Annotated in this window: 18 protein-coding genes; 13 read left to right on the top strand and 5 right to left on the bottom strand. The window is 61.3% G+C overall.

Translation table 11 applies throughout. The annotated features are described in order from the left end of the window. Positions 1 to 275 precede the first annotated feature (275 nt). Both GSQ82_RS18085 and GSQ82_RS18080 read left to right on the top strand, forming a co-directional pair. Positions 276 to 1,496 carry a cytochrome c3 family protein gene (locus GSQ82_RS18085; protein ID WP_254061730.1) on the top strand — a complete coding sequence of 407 codons (1,221 nt, stop codon included), beginning with the start codon at positions 276 to 278 and terminating at the stop codon, positions 1,494 to 1,496. Positions 1,497 to 1,742: 246 nt separating this feature from the next. Further along, the gene (locus GSQ82_RS18080; protein WP_158793548.1) at positions 1,743 to 2,501 is read left to right on the top strand and encodes a PEP-CTERM sorting domain-containing protein; all 759 of its coding nucleotides are present in this window, start codon (positions 1,743 to 1,745) and stop codon (positions 2,499 to 2,501) included. Positions 2,502 to 2,593: 92 nt separating this feature from the next. Here GSQ82_RS18080 and GSQ82_RS18075 read toward each other — a convergent pair whose 3' ends face one another. Together GSQ82_RS18075 and GSQ82_RS18070 are read right to left on the bottom strand one after the other, a co-directional pair. Further along, positions 2,594 to 3,103, bottom strand: a complete 510-nt coding sequence (locus GSQ82_RS18075; RefSeq protein WP_158793547.1) for a GNAT family N-acetyltransferase — start codon at positions 3,101 to 3,103, stop codon at positions 2,594 to 2,596. Positions 3,104 to 3,240: 137 nt separating this feature from the next. Beyond that, positions 3,241 to 3,933 carry a hypothetical protein gene (locus tag GSQ82_RS18070; protein ID WP_254061729.1) on the bottom strand — a complete coding sequence of 231 codons (693 nt, stop codon included), beginning with the start codon at positions 3,931 to 3,933 and terminating at the stop codon, positions 3,241 to 3,243. Between the two features lie 59 nt (positions 3,934 to 3,992). Here GSQ82_RS18070 and GSQ82_RS18065 point away from each other — a divergent pair, with 59 nt between their 5' ends. The 10 genes from GSQ82_RS18065 (at position 3,993) to moaC (ending at position 13,376) form a co-directional block, all read left to right on the top strand. Next, a complete protein-coding gene (locus GSQ82_RS18065; RefSeq protein WP_158793781.1) occupies positions 3,993 to 5,291 on the top strand; it encodes a 3-deoxy-D-manno-octulosonic acid transferase in 1,299 nt (432 codons plus the stop codon). Then, the gene (gene lpxK, locus GSQ82_RS18060) at positions 5,288 to 6,316 is read left to right on the top strand and encodes a tetraacyldisaccharide 4'-kinase (protein ID WP_158793545.1); all 1,029 of its coding nucleotides are present in this window, start codon (positions 5,288 to 5,290) and stop codon (positions 6,314 to 6,316) included. The genes GSQ82_RS18065 and lpxK overlap by 4 nt, the downstream gene beginning before the upstream one ends. 249 nt (positions 6,317 to 6,565) lie before the next feature. Further along, positions 6,566 to 7,690 carry a glycosyltransferase family 9 protein gene (locus GSQ82_RS18055; RefSeq protein ID WP_254061728.1) on the top strand — a complete coding sequence of 375 codons (1,125 nt, stop codon included), beginning with the start codon at positions 6,566 to 6,568 and terminating at the stop codon, positions 7,688 to 7,690. Further along, positions 7,687 to 8,280, top strand: a complete 594-nt coding sequence (locus tag GSQ82_RS18050; protein WP_158793544.1) for an isoprenylcysteine carboxylmethyltransferase family protein — start codon at positions 7,687 to 7,689, stop codon at positions 8,278 to 8,280. Before GSQ82_RS18055 ends, GSQ82_RS18050 begins: the two co-directional genes overlap by 4 nt. 91 nt (positions 8,281 to 8,371) lie before the next feature. Beyond that, positions 8,372 to 9,160 (top strand): DUF3108 domain-containing protein, encoded by a 789-nt coding sequence (locus tag GSQ82_RS18045; protein ID WP_158793779.1) that lies wholly within the window; start codon positions 8,372 to 8,374, stop codon positions 9,158 to 9,160. 19 nt (positions 9,161 to 9,179) lie between these two features. After that, positions 9,180 to 9,458, top strand: coding sequence for a DUF2007 domain-containing protein (locus GSQ82_RS18040; protein WP_158793543.1), 279 nt, complete (start codon positions 9,180 to 9,182; stop codon positions 9,456 to 9,458). Then, positions 9,448 to 10,149 carry a 7-cyano-7-deazaguanine synthase QueC gene (queC, locus tag GSQ82_RS18035; RefSeq protein ID WP_158793542.1) on the top strand — a complete coding sequence of 234 codons (702 nt, stop codon included), beginning with the start codon at positions 9,448 to 9,450 and terminating at the stop codon, positions 10,147 to 10,149. The genes GSQ82_RS18040 and queC overlap by 11 nt, the downstream gene beginning before the upstream one ends. A 94-nt stretch (positions 10,150 to 10,243) precedes the next feature. Then, a complete protein-coding gene (locus tag GSQ82_RS18030) occupies positions 10,244 to 11,425 on the top strand; it encodes a tetratricopeptide repeat protein (RefSeq protein ID WP_158793541.1) in 1,182 nt (393 codons plus the stop codon). Between the two features lie 69 nt (positions 11,426 to 11,494). Beyond that, a complete protein-coding gene (glp, locus tag GSQ82_RS18025) occupies positions 11,495 to 12,754 on the top strand; it encodes a gephyrin-like molybdotransferase Glp (RefSeq protein ID WP_254061727.1) in 1,260 nt (419 codons plus the stop codon). Between the two features lie 61 nt (positions 12,755 to 12,815). Beyond that, on the top strand, positions 12,816 to 13,376 hold the full coding sequence (gene moaC, locus GSQ82_RS18020; protein WP_371417227.1) for a cyclic pyranopterin monophosphate synthase MoaC: 561 nt from the start codon (positions 12,816 to 12,818) through the stop codon (positions 13,374 to 13,376). 580 nt (positions 13,377 to 13,956) lie between these two features. Here moaC and GSQ82_RS18015 read toward each other — a convergent pair. From GSQ82_RS18015 to GSQ82_RS18005, 3 genes are all read right to left on the bottom strand, one after another. Then, on the bottom strand, positions 13,957 to 15,468 hold the full coding sequence (locus GSQ82_RS18015; RefSeq protein ID WP_158793539.1) for a hemolysin family protein: 1,512 nt from the start codon (positions 15,466 to 15,468) through the stop codon (positions 13,957 to 13,959). After that, positions 15,465 to 16,055: an rRNA maturation RNase YbeY gene (gene ybeY / locus GSQ82_RS18010; RefSeq protein WP_158793538.1), complete on the bottom strand. Its 591-nt coding sequence runs from the start codon at positions 16,053 to 16,055 to the stop codon at positions 15,465 to 15,467. The genes GSQ82_RS18015 and ybeY overlap by 4 nt, the downstream gene beginning before the upstream one ends. Positions 16,056 to 16,133: 78 nt before the next feature. Next, positions 16,134 to 17,171, bottom strand: coding sequence for a PhoH family protein (locus GSQ82_RS18005; RefSeq protein ID WP_158793537.1), 1,038 nt, complete (start codon positions 17,169 to 17,171; stop codon positions 16,134 to 16,136). Positions 17,172 to 17,618: 447 nt separating this feature from the next. Here GSQ82_RS18005 and rpsT point away from each other — a divergent pair, with 447 nt between their 5' ends. After that, the gene (rpsT, locus tag GSQ82_RS18000; protein WP_158793536.1) at positions 17,619 to 17,897 is read left to right on the top strand and encodes a 30S ribosomal protein S20; all 279 of its coding nucleotides are present in this window, start codon (positions 17,619 to 17,621) and stop codon (positions 17,895 to 17,897) included. Positions 17,898 to 18,210: the final 313 nt, after the last annotated feature.

Raw genomic sequence — 18,210 nt, 5'->3', positions numbered from 1 at the left:
AGGACTTATCTGCCAGGTATCAGGCTGAAACGGATGATTTGTGGTCTTGCCCCCTTCTTCCATTATAAGGGGTGCGTCAAGCGCTCCGGGGGCTGCGCATGTGTCCGACGACGATGATGTGGCGAAGTTTCCATCACAGATCGGAGCCACCGAAGACACCTTTCGCGGGATAGCGATTCGAGCGCAATGGTTATTGTCGATCAGCCTGCCTACTGCTACGTGACAACTGTATGAGTCGTCTGCTGTAGCCTGCTGGAATAGGTCTTGAGGTGAGCTTGGGAAAATATTCCATTGGGCCGTTGTTCGCGGGTTTGGCCCTTCTCGTTCTATTGGCGCCCAGCACCTTTGCACAGCAAGCAAAGGCGAAGTTTATCGGGTCGGCGAGCTGCGAGCGTTGCCACGAGAGAGAGTTCAAGGGATGGAAAGACACCCCGATGGCGAATGTCGTCCGCAACCCGAAGACGCATCCTGAGGCTGTACTCGGGGACTTCACAAAGGCAGACCCGGCGCGAACGTTCGGACTGGATGAGGTTGCGTTCGTCTACGGCAGCCTGTGGAAACAGCGGTACTTTACGAGGCGCGGCGATGACTACTTTCCGCTGCCTGCACAGTGGGACATTGCGAAGAGTCGGTGGTTGCCGTATCACGCGGAGAATGGGACGGACTGGTGGTTGCCGTTCTATGGCCCCAGCAACTTTGATCGACCGACAGGGCCGACGTGCGACGGTTGCCACTCGGTCAACTATGACATTGCCACCAAAACCGTCACGGAGTGGAATGTGGGCTGTGAGAAGTGTCACGGACCGGGAAGCTTGCATGTCGCGCATCCAACAAAGCAGAACATCGTGAACCCCGAGACGTTGGACTATGTGCGCGGGAACGATACCTGTATTCAGTGTCATAGCCAGGGCCGCCCGGTAGCCGCTTCGATCGATGGCAAGGTGTATGACTGGCCGGTGGGGTATCTGCCGGGGCAGCGGCTGGCTGATGTATGGAAGCTGGAAGACCTGAGGCCTGGCGTGACCAACTTCTACCAATATGCCGATCTTACGGCGCATAAGAACCGGATGCAGGGCAATGATTTTGTACAGAGCAACATGTATCACCGCGAACTGCGGTGCTTTGATTGTCACGACGTTCACAGTAACGCGAATGTGGCGAGCCTGAAGCTGCCGGGAAGTGCACTGTGCCTGAGCTGCCATGCGGCGGAGATGCAGAATCCGGCGGGCCTGAAAGGCGGGGTGAGTGCCCATACGCATCACGCAGAGGGAAGCGCCGGGAGCGAGTGCGTGGCCTGTCACATGCCGAAGATTGAAGCAACGATCAAGGACAATTTTGTGCATGCGCATACGTTCCGCTTCATAACGCCGAACCTGACGGAGAGTTCGAATGTGCCGAACCCATGCACGAGCTGCCATACGGGAAAGTCGAATGACTGGGCCAAGAAAGAGCTGCAAAGCTGGACAACAACTTCGCCATGGCGAGTTGGACAGTAGTTCACATGATCTGTGGAGGCGCCTCTTTTCGGCAACTTCGAGACTGACTTTGCGGACAACGCTTTCTCATGGAATCGTTTGCCTGAGGCGATGGTAGTTACTACCCTGGCGATTGCACGCGCTCGTGTTACGAAAGAATTGGTAGATCTTCACGATGGCTTCGCGCCCAGCCATGCCGGACTATGGTAGGCTGGCTTCCTTCACGACTCCTGGGCCCCTAACAACTTCTATCTTCAGAGGGCAATCATGAAAATTGCATTCAGCAAAGGTACGTCTTCGTCGGCATGGACATCCGGGAGCGCGTCTTCAATACACGCAGCGTTACGCTCAAACGTTATTCTTCCTGCCCTGCTTGTGTTGGCTGGAGCTCTTGCCGGTACGCAGACGGCTCGGGCCGACTCGTACGTCTTCAATGTGAACGGCAATGGTATTACAGCGTCGGGCACGATCACGGTTGCGCCGACAGGGACTGCCGGCACCGAGGTGATCACCGGCATCAGCGGTTACTTTTCGGACGCGAACGCTGGCGCGAACTTCTCGGGCGCGATTACGGGGCTAGAGCCTACGGTTGCTCCTTCGGGACCGCCGCCGTTTCCGGCGCCTGCGTTTACGGAGGCCGGGTTCTCGTATGACAACTTGTTCTATGCGGATGGAAACTCGCCGCTGGTGTGCCCTCCCGACACGCCGGGTGGACCTCCGGGCTATCCGTTCTCGGGCGGCGTGCTGGACATCTATGGATTGGCTTTCGATATAGCCGGTGGATTCACGGCCGATCTGTGGAGCAATGGTGTGGTTCCCGGTGTCGGCCTGGACTACGAGATCAGCGATTCCTTCGGTTCGACGAAGCTGGAGCCGGATAACGAAGGCCAGGCGCTTTCGGTCTCGGTTGAGACGTCTCCGGTTCCGGAGCCGGGTTCGCTGCTGTTGCTGGGTACTGGCCTGCCTGGTTTGATCGCGGTGCTGGCGCGCAAGGGGAAGCAACGCTTTATGCAGTCCAACGCATAGCTGGAGTGTTCTACGAAGAGAGGCAGGGGCGAGGGTGCTCCTGCTTTTTTCGTTTAACTTCTTTTCGTTTAAATCAATTTCGGATCGAGACCCTATTTTTCTTTTGATTGAGCGCCGAGGGCGGTGAGGGCTTCGCCGGAGACTTGCATACCCTTCCACTCGGTCTTCATGACGGCGCCGAGGGAGTGGTAGAAGTCGATGGAGGGCTGGTTCCAGTCGAGGACGCTCCACTCGTAGCGGGGGCAGCCTTCGGCGACGGCGAGGGCGGCGACGCGGACGAGGAGGGCTTTGCCGATTCCCTTCCCGCGATGCTCAGGGCTGACGTAGAGGTCTTCGAGATAGATTCCGGCGTGGCCGCGCCAGGTGGAGTAGTTGTAGAAGTAGAGGGCGAAGCCGGCGGGGGTGGTGTGGGTGTCGATGGTGAGGTCGGCGATGATGCAGTGGAAGCGTTTGGTTTCGCCGAAGCCGTCGCGGAGGAGATCGGCCTCGGTGGCGAGGACTGCGTCGGGCTCGCGCTCGTAGGCGGCGAGGGCGCGGATGAAGGCGAGGATCTGGGGGACGTCGGAGGGGGTGGCGGGGCGGAGGTTGAGGTCGGTTTGCATGTTTTGGTGTGGTTACAGATTAGTCGATGTGGTTAGGAGCAGTAGATCCCTGCTAAGGACAGACGGAGGGACACGCAACGGCAAAGGCAACAGCAGATCCCTACGGGATGACAAACAAAGGGACAAGCAAAAGGGGATTATTTTGACGGGGTAGCGGGTTTGGCGGCAGGTTGGGCGGCGAGCCATTTGTCGAAGGGGATGGTGAAGGAGAAGAGTTGCTTTTTGCCGTCAAGGGTGTGGACCATCTTGACGTAGAGGGAGGCGCCTTTGAGGGCTGGGTCGTCGAGTTCGCGGACGTCGTAGAAGAGGTATCCGGCGAGCGTGCTGTGGGGGTTGACGATGGTGCTGTTGAAGCCGAAGTCTGCGTCGTCCTGGGTGACTCGCTTGTCCATGGGCTTGCCGTGCAAGGTGATGGGCGGCAGAGGCATGGGGAGTGGGATTTTTTTGCCGACGGCGGATTTGGTGGAGAAGAGGCGGCGCTGGATGTCGTCGAGGGTGGCGGCGGGGATGACGTCGTTGTTGACGGAGATGAACTGGATGCGGGCGTCGTCGAGGGAGAGAGCGGCATCGCTGTCGTTGGTGAAGACGACACGGATGGGAATGAAGCCGTGTTCGATGTAGGGGAGGCGGAAGAAGTCGCAGTCTTTGGGATCGTCGCAGGGGTCGGCGGCGACGGTGACTTGTTCTTTGGGATGGGCGTCGAAGACGGTGTACTGGTTGGCGGATTTTGCGGGTGGCGCTTTTTTGTCGGCGGCGTGTGCATAGGCCGTGAGAAGAAAGACTGTCGTTACTAGTAGAAACGAATTTCCGGAGAAGGGGTGGGACTTCATGGCCAAGTTGATTATCATCTTCGCTGGCGCACAAGGTAAAGCGAGGTCCAGACGACGTGATGATCGGGTATAGCTGGCTCCTGCTGGCGGCGCTGGTGCTGGGCTCTCCGTACTGGCTGGCGCGGATGGCGACGAGCGGGCGATATCGTGCGGGGCTGCGGGGGCGGCTGGGGGTGGTTCCGGCGGCGTTGCGGGCGGTGGTGGCGGGGAAACAGGTGGTGTGGGTTCATGCGGTGAGCGTGGGTGAGGTGCTGGCGGCTACGCGGTTAGTGGCGGAGTTGTCGGCGGCGCTGGGGGATGGGTGGGTGGTGGTGGTTTCGACGACGACTGCGACGGGGCAGGCTTTGGCTAAAGAGCGGTTTGGGATGGAGCGGGTGTTTTTTTATCCGCTGGATCTGGGCTGGGCGGTGAGGGCTTATCTGAAGGCGCTGCGGCCGAAGATGCTGGTGCTGATGGAGAGCGAGTTGTGGCCGAGGATGCTGGTGGAGTGCGAGAGGGCGGGGATTCCGGTGGCGGTGGCGAATGCGAGGGTGAGCGATCGGTCGTTTGCGCGTGGCGTGAGGGTGCGTGGGGTGTGGGGACGGATGCTGCGGCGGGTGGGGCTGTTTCTGGCGCAGAGTGAGGAGGATGCGCGGCGGCTGGTGGAGATGGGTGCTCGCGTGGAGAGGGTGCGGGCGGTGGGGAATTTGAAGTATGACGTGCGGGCGCCGAAGCAGAGTCGGGTGGCGGAGTTGATTCGGGAGGCGGTAGGCAAGCGGCGGGTGATCGTTGCGGGGAGTACGGTCGGGACGAAGAATGAGTTTGAAGAGTCGGTACTGATTCATGCATGCAGTGAGGTTGCAAGGACTGTGCCGGGCACGGTACTTGTGCTGGCTCCTCGTCATCCAGAGCGTTTCGATCTGGTTTACTCAATGAGCGAGGAGTTCGGCACGGTGCGCGCAACCGAGTTGATTGCGGGAACGGCTCAGCCTGTAAAACCGGGCGGGAATATTCTGTTGGATACGATTGGGGATCTGGCGGCGGTGTATGGGTTGGCGGATGTGGCGTTTGTGGGTGGAAGCCTGGTGGCGAAGGGTGGGCATAATCCGCTGGAGCCTGCGCAGTTTGGGGTGCCGGTGGTGATGGGTGCTTCGTATGAAAACTTTCGGGATGTGGTGGAACGGATGAGGGCTGCGGGTGGGATTCGGATCGTGAAGGATGGGGAGGATTTGGCGAGGACGTTGGTGGAGCTGTTGACGGATCGTGAGGCGGCGAAGGCGGTTGGTGAGCGCGGGCGCGGGGTGTATGAGGCGCAGGCGGGGGCTACGGAGCGGACGGTGCGGGAGCTTATGGGTTTGTTGCATGGGGCGGGGCGATGAAGGTGCGCAGGCCGTTGCTGCTTCCTCTGGCTCCGCTATATGGCGCGGTGCTGGCGGCGAAGCGTGAGATGTTTCGGCGGGGATGGCTGAAGCAGAGCAGGCTGGAGAGCCCGGTGATCAGCGTGGGCAGCGTGTCGGCCGGGGGTGCGGGAAAGACTCCGGTGGTGCTGATGCTGGCGCAGATTCTGCGGCGGCGCGGGTATGCAGTGAGGATTTTGACGCGGGGGTATAAGCGGAGCTCGGGCGCGGTGGCGAGGGTGGAGCCGTTTGACGATGCGCGGTGGCATGGAGACGAACCGGTGCTGTTGGCGCAGCGGTCGGGCGTGCCAGTGTACGTGGGGGCGGATCGCTTTCGCGCGGGAGTGATGGCGGAGCAGGGTGAGCCGAGCGAGAGGATGGTGGTGCATCTGCTGGACGATGGGTTTCAGCATAGGCGGCTGGCTCGCGATATCGATATTGTGCTGTTGACGTTGGAGGATGTGGAGGACAGGCTGCTGCCGGCGGGGAATCTGCGGGAGCCGCTGTCGGAGCTGGCAAGGGCACATGTGGTGGTGGTGCGGGAGGACGAGGCGGAGGGGCTGCGGAGCGTGGTGGCGGGATTGTTTGAAGGAACTCGCCCGCCCGCGATATGGGTGGTGCGGAGGACGTTGAGCCTGGGGGAGGGTGGTGGGGTGGCGCTGCCGACGGTGCCGCTGGCGTTTTGCGGGATTGCGAGGCCAGCGAACTTTACCGGGATGCTGGCGGCTGAGGGGTATGAGCCAGCGGCGGTGGTGAGGTTTGCGGACCATCATGTTTACAAAGATGAGGATGTGGCGCGGCTGCTGCGCGAGGCTCGGCGGGTGGGTGCGAACGGGTGGGTGACGACGGAGAAGGATGCGGTGAAGTTGACGCCGCCGATGCGGGACAAGCTGGCGACGGTAGGGCCGGTGGTGGTGGCGCGGCTGCATGTGGAGTTGGTGGAGGAGCAGGATGCGCTGGCGCAGCTGGTTTCGATGGTGGACAGGCTGGATCGACGGAGGCGGTGATAAGCGTGTCCTACCGGACGGGCCTCCTGCACGGAGGGTGGTCACTTCGTGACTTGTGTACTCCTTCGGTTGGTCCTCCCGTTGGTCGGCTTTAGATTCCGACCATCGGGAGGAATAGAGTGCGCGTGGCACCACGGCAAGGTATACACGTCACGAAGTGACCTCCCGCTGAGTAAGCGGCTCGTCCGGCAGGACATGTCTTCATGTCTTCGTGCGTGAGAAAATGAACGCTTGACCACGGAATCCAGGTTGTCACAGAGCACGGGTGAAGAGCGGGAGGGTCGTCCTCTGCGCGTTTTGATTGTGCGGATTGGCGCGATGGGAGACGTGCTCCACGCGATGCCTGCGGTGACGGCGTTGCGGGAGCGGCATCCGGAGTGGCAGATCGACTGGGCGATTGAGCCGAGGTGGAGCGAGCTGCTGGAGGCTCAGCCGGAGATTCATGATCCGGAGTGGAGGTTTTCCCAGCGCGATGAGAGAAGACCTCTGATCGACAGGTGGATCTCGGTGCCGACGCGGGAGTGGAAGAAGAGACCGCTGGCGGTGTCGACGATGGTAGATATTCGCGGGCTGCGGAAGGATCTGCGAGGGGCGCAGTATGACGTCTGCGTGGATATGCAAGGGGCGATACGGTCGGCGGTGATAGGACGGATGGCGGGAGCGGGAGTCTTTGCGGGGCTGGCGGAGCCTCGGGAGGCTGCGGCGGCGTGGCTTTATGGACTGCGGGTGAAGGTGGAGGCGGCGCATGTGGTGGAGCAGGGCTGCGAGTTGCTGGGCGGGGCTGTGGGCGAGGTGTTGCGGCCTGCGAAGGTGATGCTGCCAGTGGATGCGGCAGCGGAGCTATGGTGCGATGAGTTGGTGGAGAAGTCTGGGGATGGGTTCGCGCTGATGGCGCCGACGGCTGGATGGGGCGCGAAGCAATGGCCGGCGGAGCGATATGGTGCGGTGGCGGCGGAACTGGGGCAGGCTGGGTTTCGGACGCTGGTGAATGCAGCTTCGGCGGAGGATGAGGCGGCGCGGCGCGTGGTGGAGGCTAGTGGTGGAGCGGCGGTGGTGGTTCCCTGCTCTGTCGGGCAGATGATTGCGTTGACGCGAAGGGCGCGTGTGGTGATTGCGGGAGATACGGGACCGCTGCATCTTGCGGCGGCGTTAGGCAGGCCGGTGGTGGGGCTGTTTGGGCCGACGGATCCAGAGCGCAATGGGCCTTATGGGATGAGGGAAGACAGGGTGCGGGTGCTGCGGCACGGTTCGAGCAGGAGAGATCACTCGCGGCGGGCGGAGACGGAGCAGGGGCTGATGCAGATTAGGGTAGAAGAGGTGACGGAGGCGGCGTTCGCGCTGCTGCGTGCCGGACAGGATACGGTGAAGGCGTGAGCGAGAGAACGAGGTGGCAGAGGATCGCGAGGCGTATCCGCGTGCCGCTGGGGTTTGTGTTTGCCGCGGTCTTTCTTTGGCTGGCGCAGCCGACGTGGCGCACGATGCTGATGAGCCTGCTGCTGGTGGTTCCGGGGGTGTGGCTGCGGGCCTATGCGGCTGGATACGTTCGGAAGAATCGCGAGCTGACGCGTACGGGGCCGTATGCGTATACGCGGAATCCGCTATATCTGGGATCGATGCTGATTGCGTTCGGATTTGCGGCGGCGGCGGCGAGTTGGGTGATCCTGATTGCGCTGACGGCGCTCTTTGCGGTGATCTATCTGCCTACGATCCGAAGCGAAGAGACATACCTGCGCGAGCACTTCCCGGACTTCGATGCGTATGCCGCGAAGGTTCCACGGCTGCTGCCACGACTGACGCCTGCGGAGTTTCCCGCACATGAGAACGCGAGCGGCGGAAGGTTCTCGGCGGAGCAGTGGAGGCATCACCGCGAGTACAATGCTCTCATGGGTGCTGGCGCGATTTATGTGGCGCTGGCGGTCCGGCTTCTTCTGCATCACCACGCGGTGATGGGGAGTCTGCGCTGAAGGCGTGGGGCTGGTGCGAACGGCCCACCAAAACTTCAAACCGCTGCGAGTGCTGCCTTTGCTGAAGCTGGAACGATTTTTCCCGGGGTTGATGATTTTGCTTCTGAGTTCTTCCGGCTCGCTGGCCGCGAGAGCGCAGATACTTGGACTGGGGCCGAAGCCTGCGCCGCAGCCGGTGGTGATTCCGACGCTGCAGCCACCTCCACCGGGTTACGTGTTTCCGGCGAAGCAGACGCTGACGTTTACGGTGGACTGGCGTGTGTTCACGGCCGGAACCGCGGTGTTTCAACTGGAGCAGCAGGGAACGGTGCAGAAGATTACGGCTACGGCCGATACGATCGGCGCGGTGACGATGCTCTTTCCGGTGGTCGATCGCTTTCAGTCTGGGTTTGATATGAAGACAGGCTGCTCGACGGGCTTCAGCAAGCAGTTGCAGGAGGGCCGGCGCAAGGTCTCGAGCGAGCTGAACTTTGACTATGCGCAGGGCAAGCAGAGGCAGACGGAGAAGAACCTGGTGAAGGGGACTTCGAAGGATCTGACGGCTTCGATTCCGGCCTGCGTGACGGATTCGCTCTCGGCGATCTTCTATGCGGCGTCGCAGCCGATGGCGGTGGGACAGAGCGTCCGGTTCCCTCTTGCGGACTCGATGCGCACGGTGACGGTTGCGATGAAGGTCGAGGCAAAGGAAGAGATCAAAACGCCTGCGGGAACCTTCCAGACGATCAAGGTGGAGCCGACCGCGGATGAAGGAATTGTGAAGAACCGCGGACATATCTGGGTTTGGTATACGGATGATGCGCGGCATATGCCGGTGCAGATTCAGGCTCGGCTGTTCTGGGGGACGATTACGTTCCACCTGCAGTCGTTCGAGACGAAGTAGGACGAGTGAGCGAGCGGCGATGACAGATGTTGTGATGGATCCGGATAAGTTTGTAACCGTGGGAAAGTTTCTCGAGCCGGTGAACGCGCAGATGGCGAAGGGGATGCTCGAGTCTGCGGGCATTGAGTGCTTTTTGCAGGGAGAGAACGCGAATAGCCTGCTGGCACTGGCGTTTCGTGCGCGGCTGCTGGTTCATAAGCAGGACGAAGAGGCTGCGCGTCAGTTGCTGGGCGACGAGGGAGACGCGCTGACCGAAGAGGAACGAGACGAGTTGGGAATGGTGGACGATGAGCGTTGAGCCCGTACGTCCGCGCGCGGTGGTGAGCCTTTCGGGCGGGATGGACTCGTGCGTCTGCGCGGCCCTGGCGGCGCGGGACTACGATGTGTATGCGATTCATTTCAGCTACGGCCAGCGCACCGAGGCTCGGGAGTTGCGGTCAGCGCAGGCGGTTGCGGATATCGTTGGAGCGCGGGAGCTGATGCACCTGAAGATCGACCTCTTTCGGAAGATCGGAGGCTCGGCGTTGACGGATCACACGATCGACGTGCCGGACGCTCCGGCGAATGATGAAGCGATTGGGAGCGAAGTTCCGGTGACGTATGTTCCCTTTCGCAACGCGCATTTTCTCTCCGCAGCGGTGAGTTGGGCGGAGGTGCTGGGCGCGAAGACGGTGTTTATCGGGGCGGTGGAGCAGGACAGCTCGGGTTACCCGGACTGTCGGCCAGCGTACTATGAGGCGTTCAATCAGCTTATCCGGATGGGCACGAAAGAGGGCGATATCCGCATCGAAACGCCACTGATCCGGATGCGCAAGAGCGAGATCGTGGGGCTGGGAGTTGAATTGGGCGCTCCGTTCCATGTAAGTTGGTCTTGCTATTCCGGTGAGACTGAGGCGTGCGGCGTATGCGAGAGCTGCGTTCTGCGGTTGCGCGCGTTTCGGGAGGCCGGTGCGGTCGATCCTATACCGTATGCGATCGCGCGAGGTTGATTTTAAGCATCGAAATTTGAGCAGGCAGTGCTTGAGTGAGTTGTTTGCAGCAAAGAGATATGCCCGCATGGATGGGCCAGGAGAGAAGAACAGCATGAAACGAATTGGATTGAAGGTAAGCAGCACTCTGGCAGTGGCTTTGCTGGTCGTCCTGGCGATGGCCCAACCCGCACGCTTGATGGCGCAGGGAACGGCGAGCATTCACGGCCATGTGAGCAATGCGATCGGACAGCCGCTCACCAAGGGCGAGGTCAGACTGACGACGGATCGCTCTTCGGAGGCGAAGGATCGCAAGTATCCGTTTGTATTTCAGATCGACCAGAACGGCGACTATAAGGGCGCGGGAATTGCGCCGGGCAACTACGTCGCAATCGTCTTCCAGGATGACAAGAGCCTGGACTTCGTCGATAGCGTGGTCCTGGCAACGGGCGACGACAAGGCTGTGAACTTCGATATGTCTCGCAAGGAGTATCTCGACAAGATGACTCCGGAAGAACGGAAGCAGCTTGAAGAGTACAAGAAGAAGAACGCCGATGTGGCGGCGGCCAACTCCAAGATTCAGAATCTGAATGGCCAGCTGACGCAGGCGAGGGCGGACATCAAGGCCGGCAACTTCGACTCGGCGATCTCCACGATGCAGCAGGCGACTACCACGAAGCCAGACGAGAGCATCTTGTGGGTGACGCTGGGCGACGCGCAGCTTGGCGGGGCGGACGCTGCAGCAAAGGCTGCGAAGACGGCTGGAACATCGCCGAGCGATCCGGCGATTGTGCAGAAGTACAACGATGCGATTACCTCGTATAAGAAGGGCATCGATCTGAACTCTGCGTCGAAGAAGCCGAACCCGGAGGTTACTGCGGCGGCTTATAACCAGCTCGGCAGTGCGGAGGCCAAGAGCGGCAACGTCAAGGATGCGGCCGATGCGTATGAGAATGCGGCCAAGACGGTGCCGACCAACGCCGGGATGTACTACTTCAACGAAGCGGCCACACTGTATAACGCAGGCAAGCTGGTTGAGGCGGGCGCAGCGGCGGACAAGGCGATCGCTGCCGATCCGAAGAAGTCCGATGCGTACTACATCAAGGGGCAGGCTCTGATTCCGCAGGCGACGGTGGACCCGAAGACACAGAAGATTGTGGCTCCTCCGGGATGCGTCGAGGCTTATCAGCAGTACCTTGAACTTGCGCCGGATGGCCCGCACGCTGCCGACGTCAAGGGAATCCTCGAGGGTATCGGCGCGCCGGTGAAGTCGAGCTATAAGGCAGGAAAGAAATAGACGCTGGATGAAGTCAGACGGCCCCGGGCAGAGTGCTCGGGGCTTTTCTGTTTGTGAAGGGTGATGAGGATGACTGTAGCGAATGTGGTTGGGTTCGATGAGGCGCTTCAGATTGTGCTGGGTTATGCCGCAGAGTTTGCGATAGAGGCAAGGAAGCCTGCTTGTGAGACGAAGGATTTGCTGGAGTGCTTTGGGCGGGTGTTGGCGGAGGAGGTGAAGGCGGATCGGGATCAGCCTCCGTTTGATCGTTCGACGCGGGACGGATTTGCGGTGCGGGCGGTGGATTCGACGGGGACAGCGCTGCGTGTGGTGGGGTTGGTACGGGCGGGAGAGCGGTGGAATGGAGGGGCGCTGGAGCAGGGGGCGGCGGTGGAGATTATGACGGGGGCGCCGATGCCGGAGGGTGCGGACGCCGTGGTGATGGTCGAGCATGTGGAGCGGGATGGGGATGCGATTCGGCTGATGGATGGGCGGGCGATTCGGCGGGGTGAGAACGTCGTTCCGCGTGGAAGTGAGGCCAGGGCGAGCGAGGCTGTGTTGGCGGCGGGAACGGTGGTTGGAGGAGCGGAGATCGCGCTGGCGGCGGCTTGCGGCTATGCAGAGCTGCCGGCGTTTTGCAGGCCGAGGGTGGCGATTGTGTCTACGGGGGATGAGTTGGTGGAGTTGGACGAGGTGCCTGGGGCGCAGCAGATTCGCAACTCGAATAGCTATGCGCTGAAGTCGCTGGTGGATGCCGCGAGTGGAGTGGGGGAGCGGATGGCGATTGCGCGGGATGTGAGGGAGGAGCTGCGGGATCGGGTGTCGCTTGGGCGGAGGGCTGATCTGCTGCTGTTTTCGGGTGGGGTTTCGATGGGCAAGTACGACCTGGTGGAGGAGGTGCTTGCGGAGTTTGGCGCTGAGTTTTTCTTTACTGGGGTGAAGATGCAGCCGGGAAAGCCGGTGGTCTTTGGCAGGCTACCGAAGTTCGAAGATAGCGACGGGGTGGGGCGGGAGTGCTTGTTCTTTGGGCTGCCGGGGAATCCGATCTCGGCGCAGGTGACGTTTCATTGTTTTGTGGAACCGCTGCTGCGGGCGATGGGCGGGGCCGGGGTGCAGGGTCCGCGTTTTGTGCAGGCGACCTTGGCGGAGGAGGTGGAGGGAAAGGCTGGATTGATGCGGGTTTTGCCGGCGCGGCTGACGCCGGATAGGGTGCGGCCGGAGGTGAGGCTGGTGGGGTGGCATGGGTCGGGTGATCTGACGGCGAATGCGAGAGCGAACTGCTATGCGGTGCTACCTCCGGAGAAAGAACGGTTTGGGGTGGGGGAGATTGTTACGGTGCTGCTGCGCTAGGCTTAGGCTGCTGCGTTAGGCTGTATCGCTAAGGCCGGGGATGTTGCGGTAGGCTGGTGTGATGGACGACGTGGACTATACCTCCGAACAGTTGATGGATGACGCTCCTGAGCCCTTGGGCAAGGAGGCTGGGTTTCCGCCTTTGCGGACGATTCCGCTTCATCTCTCGCACTACAACCATGCGGGCGAGGCGCACATGGTCGATGTGGGGGCCAAGGAGGCGACGCGGCGGGAGGCGGTGGCGGCGGCGTTTGTGGAGCTGTCGGATGAGGTGCTGGCTGCGCTTCCGCAGAATCCGAAGGGAAATCCGCTGGAAGTGGCACGGTTCGCGGGGATTCAGGCGGCGAAGAAGACGTCGGATCTGATCCCGATGTGTCATCAATTGGCGTTGAGTTTTGTGGACATCAAGGCGCAGGTGGTGGAGGGTGGCGTGGCGATCGAGGCTACGGCGGCGACGGTTGCGGGGACTGGGGTGGAGATGGAGGCGATGGTGGCGGCTACGGTGGCGGCGCTTACGGTGTATGACATGACTAAGGCGCTGGATAAGGGGATTCGGATTCGCGAGGTGGTTCTTCTGCGTAAGAGCGGGGGGAAGTCGGGCGAGTACAGGCGGAGTTGTTAGCGGTTTTTTTGGGTGGGTTGGTTGTGGTGTTTTGTTGGGGTTTTGGTGAAAAGCGGGTGGTACGGTGTGGTGTTTTGGTGGTGAGTTTGTGGTGAGTTGATGGTGTTTCGCTGGACGCTTTTGGGGTGGTGAAGAGTACGCCAGGTTTTTGAGATTTATTTTGGGTGGGCAGTTCTTCGGTAGGGACAGATATAAATGAAGGCATGCCCCAGGGGCTAAAGCCCCTTTTCGGTGAGGGCTGGGAGGCCCAAGGCTAAAGCCTTGGGTTACCTCAGAAGCAAAGGCCTTGGGGGTCCACATCTAAATCCACATCCAGGTGGTATCGACCTATGGAACGATGCGGGGCTGTCCCGGATGTGGTGCGAGATGAGGAGAGAGCATTGGCACGTTGAGCCAGTGGCAGGTCCTTCGACTGCGCCTCTCGCGATGAAACTGCGAGAGACTCCGCTCAGGATGACGCCTTCTATCAATCCATCAAAGATGCTCAGGCTGATACTTTCAATATCGATCCATCACTTATGTTCAGGCTAGATGTCGATACGGGCTAGATACTATGTGGGCGGTGGCGTGGAATCTGGCGCTACTTCGCGGCTTCGTAGCTGGGTGGGGACATGAGGCTGACGCGGATGCGGTCGATGCGGCGGTCGGTGCTGGCGAGGACTTCGAGGCGGAGGCCGTCTTCTTCGACGACTTCGCCGGGGAGGGGGATGTGGCCGGTGATCTCGGAGACGAGGCCGCCGAGGGTGGTGGATTCGTAGTGCTCGGGGAGGCGGAGGGCGGTGGGGTCGTCGCGGGTGTCGCGAGGCTCTCGGGATTCGCGGGTGTCGCGAGATTCGCGGCTGTCTCGGGATTCCTGATCTTCTTTGAAGGTGCGGGTGAGGTTTGATTCGGGTTGGTCGGGAGTTGAATCTTCGGGGTCGTGGGGTTCGCCGTCTTCGGCGGGGCGGCTGTTGCGGTTGGGGGATTCGAACTGGTCGGCGAAGAGGTCGCGGAGGCGTGAGAGCTCGAAGGAGCCGGTGACGACGTAGGCGCCGTCGGGCTCGCGGATGGGGGTGTCGTCGGCCTCGGGTTCGTCGTGCTCGTCGGCGATGTTGCCTACGATGGCTTCGAGGAGGTCTTCGATGGTGACGAGACCGGCGACGGAGCCGTACTCGTCGATGACGATGCGCATGTGCTGCTTTTCGCGCTGCATCTCGCGGAGGAGTTCGGCTACTTTTTTGGTCTCGGGGACGAAGGCGGCGGGGCGCTGGATGTTGGCGACGGTGAGGGAGGTGGCCTCGGTGTCGTCGATGCGGAGGAGGTCGCGGGCGAAGGCGATGCCGGTGATGTGGTCGAGCGAACCGGAGTGGACGGGGACGCGGGAGAAGGCGTGTTCGTTGACCTCGGCGGTGAACTGCTGGAGGGGGAGGGTGCCGGGGACGGCGAAGATCTCGGGGCGCGGGGTCATGACTTCGAGGACGATCTTGTCGCCGAACTCGACGACGGAGCGGACGAGTTCGCGGTCGGACTCTTCGAGGATGCCCTCTTCTTCGCCGGCTTCGAGGAGTGCGTCCATCGCCTCGGAGGGGTGGTCTTCTTCGGTGTCGTCTTCCGGTTCGGCGAGGGCGGCGATGGAGAGGAGCAGGCCGAGGAGGAGAGTGACGGGAAGGATGAGATAGAAGAGCGCCTGCAGGATGGGGCGGATGTGGTTGATCCAGAGGCCACCGGTGCGGGTGAAGAGGATCTGGGGGAGGAGGCGGTCGAAGATGAGGATGAGGAGGATGAGTTCGCAGACGGCGCGGACGACTTCGAGGGTGGTGGGGGTGCGGGCGAGCGAGGGGACGAGGGTGGTATGGGCGTAGAGGCGGAGGCCGGAGAGCAGGGCGAGGGCGGCGAGCGAGAGCTGGCGGAGGACGGAGGCGGAGAGAGCGATGGACTCGCGGCCGAGGCGGAGGCGGGGTTCCACGACTTCTTCCCAGGAGTCGATGTTGTCCTGATACCCGCGGGCGAGGAACTTACCCATCTCGGAGTAGATGCGGTCGACGTAGGCGGCCAGGGCGAGGATGGCAAGGAGGACGACGAGAGCGATGGTGTAGGCGTAGGCGGGGATCATTTGGTCCGCCTCGTTTTCTTGATTACTGGCTTGGTTATTTTCTTGGGTGCTTTTTTGGTTGCGGGCTTCTTGATTGCTCTTTTGGTTGCTGGCTTCTTGGTTTTGGGTCTTGCGGGGGCTTTGATGCTTGGTGTTTGGGTTCTTTCAATGAGGGTGTTGGGGAGGCGGAGCTCGCGGCGGAGGGTGGCTTCGCGGGCGGCCATCTGGCCGTTGTCGGTCTCGTGGTCGAGGCCGGAGAGGTGGAGGAGGCCGTGGAGGAGGAGGATGCGGACCTCGTCGCGCAGGGTGTGGCCGTAGGAGGCGGCCTGGCGGGCGGCGGTTTCGAGGGAGATGGCAAGGTCGCCGGCGTGGTGGGGTCCGGGCTGGCCTTTGAAGGGCGGAGGCGCAGGGAAGCTGAGGACGTCGGTGGCTTTGTTCTTGTTGCGGAAGGAGCGGTTGAGACGCTTGAGCTCGGCGTCGCCGGTGAGGAGGACTTCGACTTCGCCGGGGAGATCGACGGCCTGGCGGGCACGGTTGAGGAAGCGCGTGAGGCCGGACGCGGAGAGCGCGGGGATGGGGATAGTACTCGGAGGTTCGATGGTGATCATCGTAGAGAGCGGGTGCTAAATAACAACAGGGGGCTGGATTTGCCCCCTGTTGGTGATTTTATCGCAGATGGATTGAATTTATTGAGGTTTCGAGATGGGTTTGGCCGCGGAGGCGAGATTAGGGTCGGGGAGGGCTACGTCGCCGATGGGAAGCGGAAGCTGCTGCTGGGCCTTGCCGTAGCTGTCGTAGGCTCGGACGATGCGCTGGACGAGGTGATGGCGTACGACGTCTACGTCTTCGAAGTGGCAGAACTTGATGCCTTCTACGCCGTCGAGGACGTGGAGGGCTTCGAGGAGGCCGGACTTCTTGGGGTTGGGGAGATCTGTCTGGGTGAGGTCGCCGGTGATGACGGCCTTGGAGTTGTTGCCGAGACGGGTGACGAACATCTTCATCTGTTCCATGGTGGTGTTCTGGGCTTCGTCCATGATGATGAAGGCGTCGGAGAGGGTGCGGCCACGCATGAAGGCGAGGGGGGCGACCTCGATGACGTTGGACTCGAGGAGCTTATCGACCTTCATGGGGTCGAGGAGATCGTAGAGGGCGTCGTAGAGGGGACGGAGGTAGGGATCGACTTTTTCCTGAAGCGAGCCGGGGAGGAAGCCGAGGCGTTCGCCGGCTTCGACTGCGGGACGGACGAGGATGATGCGAGAGACTTTTTTGGAGACGAGGGCGGCGACGGCCATGGCGACGGCGAGGTAGGTTTTACCGGTGCCGGCGGGCCCGAGGCCGAAGGTCATGTCGGACTGTTCGATGGCTTCGACGTACTTGCGCTGGTTGGGGGAGCGGGGCTGGACCATGCGTTTGACGCCAGCGGAGCGCTGTTTGCCGGTGTCGACGAGTGATTTGAGGGTGGTGGCGGGGTCGGCGACGACGAGCTTGAGCATACCGTTGAGTTCGCCGTTGTGGAGGTTGACGCCGCATTTGCGGAGAGCGTCGAAGTCGGTGAAGATTTGTTCGACACGGGCCACGCTGGCGGTGTCGCCGGTGACGTGGATGGCGTCGGAGCGGAGATCGATCGTGACGTTGAGTTTGTCCTCGAGGAGGCGGAGGTTTTCGTCGTGGGTCCCGTACAGGGGCTCAATGCCAGGGGTGATTTCCAGGGATTTTTTGATCAATTCGTGAGCTGACCTCCGTCAGGCGAAGCTGGGTTGGGATTACGACAGGTTGACTTGGGAGTTGGCAGGGGGGTGGACAGGCAATGACGTGTAGCGCGTTGGCTGCGCTTTGTGACTGCGACCGGGTTGGCGAGAGATGCCAAAACAGTGTCGTCGATGGGCAAAGAGTAGAACGTGGGGAAGATGACGTCAAGCGGCAAATGATGAATAGATGGGTGGGGGTGAATCGGGATGGGACCGGGTCGATCCATAAGGATGGAAGATGGGATGATTTGGGCGAGACAATGGTTGACCGGAGGGCGAGGTTTCCGTAGACTTAGATATTGCAGGAGTGCGGCAGGGCAGATGTCTGTCGCTCAAGGTTGTGACTAAGATCGAGAGTCGCACTGGCCTTGGATCTGCATCCCATTTTCCCCTACAAGCGTACGGGTTGAGAGAAGAGAGTTTATGGCAAATCATGTTTCGTCGTTGAAGCGCACACGTCAGACCGTAACGAAGACCGCGGTGAACCGCGCCAACAAGAGCAAGCTGCGCGGCACGCTGCGTCTGCTGCGCGAGGCGATCGCCAAGGGCGACCACAGCGTAGCAACCACACAGTACCGCGCGACCGCGTCTCTGCTGGACAAGAGCGTTCAGAAGGGCGTTCTGCACAAGAATACCGCGAGCCGCTACAAGAGCCGGCTGAATGCGCGTGTGAAGGCTGTCGCGACGAAGAAGGCTGCTTAGTTCCCTGCCGCTGATGGCGGCGCGGAGTTAGCTGGATCGCGAAGATACGCGAAGGTTTTATTTATTTGGAAGGGCTGGCCTGCGGGAGACTGCGGCTGGCCCTTTTTTGCTTACGTTTTTGCGACTTGATTAGAGCTCGCGGGATCTCTCTTGCGGGATCTTTGGATCAGCCGGTATTTCTTTTATTGCCGGGGGTCGGCGTTTGAGGGTTCGGCGTTGGGGACTTTGTCGGTGGGCAGGGTGTAGAGGGTGGGGGGCTTGCGCGGCTGCTCGGGGAGGGCGTCTCCGGAGGCCTGGCTGGCGGGGGGTGGGG

This window comes from Granulicella sp. L60 (assembly GCF_009765825.1).
Lineage (GTDB): Bacteria > Acidobacteriota > Terriglobia > Terriglobales > Acidobacteriaceae > Edaphobacter.
The sequence above is the reverse complement of the archived record's forward strand: the minus strand, read 5'-3'. Positions and strand labels throughout refer to the sequence as shown.

Bases quoted from the DNA above. Each gene is read 5' to 3' on its own strand.
- ybeY (WP_158793538.1), bottom strand. From the start codon at position 16,055: ATGATCACCATCGAACCTCCGAGTACTATCCCCATCCCCGCGCTCTCC.
- GSQ82_RS18070 (WP_254061729.1), bottom strand. From the start codon at position 3,933: ATGAAGTCCCACCCCTTCTCCGGAAATTCGTTTCTACTAGTAACGACA.
- queC (WP_158793542.1), top strand. From the start codon at position 9,448: ATGAGCGTTGAGCCCGTACGTCCGCGCGCGGTGGTGAGCCTTTCGGGC.
- GSQ82_RS18040 (WP_158793543.1), top strand. From the start codon at position 9,180: ATGACAGATGTTGTGATGGATCCGGATAAGTTTGTAACCGTGGGAAAG.
- GSQ82_RS18080 (WP_158793548.1), top strand. From the start codon at position 1,743: ATGAAAATTGCATTCAGCAAAGGTACGTCTTCGTCGGCATGGACATCC.
- GSQ82_RS18045 (WP_158793779.1), top strand. From the start codon at position 8,372: ATGATTTTGCTTCTGAGTTCTTCCGGCTCGCTGGCCGCGAGAGCGCAG.
- rpsT (WP_158793536.1), top strand. From the start codon at position 17,619: ATGGCAAATCATGTTTCGTCGTTGAAGCGCACACGTCAGACCGTAACG.
- GSQ82_RS18015 (WP_158793539.1), bottom strand. From the start codon at position 15,468: ATGATCCCCGCCTACGCCTACACCATCGCTCTCGTCGTCCTCCTTGCC.
- GSQ82_RS18030 (WP_158793541.1), top strand. From the start codon at position 10,244: ATGAAACGAATTGGATTGAAGGTAAGCAGCACTCTGGCAGTGGCTTTG.
- lpxK (WP_158793545.1), top strand. From the start codon at position 5,288: ATGAAGGTGCGCAGGCCGTTGCTGCTTCCTCTGGCTCCGCTATATGGC.
- GSQ82_RS18075 (WP_158793547.1), bottom strand. From the start codon at position 3,103: ATGCAAACCGACCTCAACCTCCGCCCCGCCACCCCCTCCGACGTCCCC.
- moaC (WP_371417227.1), top strand. From the start codon at position 12,816: ATGGACGACGTGGACTATACCTCCGAACAGTTGATGGATGACGCTCCT.
- glp (WP_254061727.1), top strand. From the start codon at position 11,495: ATGACTGTAGCGAATGTGGTTGGGTTCGATGAGGCGCTTCAGATTGTG.
- GSQ82_RS18065 (WP_158793781.1), top strand. From the start codon at position 3,993: ATGATCGGGTATAGCTGGCTCCTGCTGGCGGCGCTGGTGCTGGGCTCT.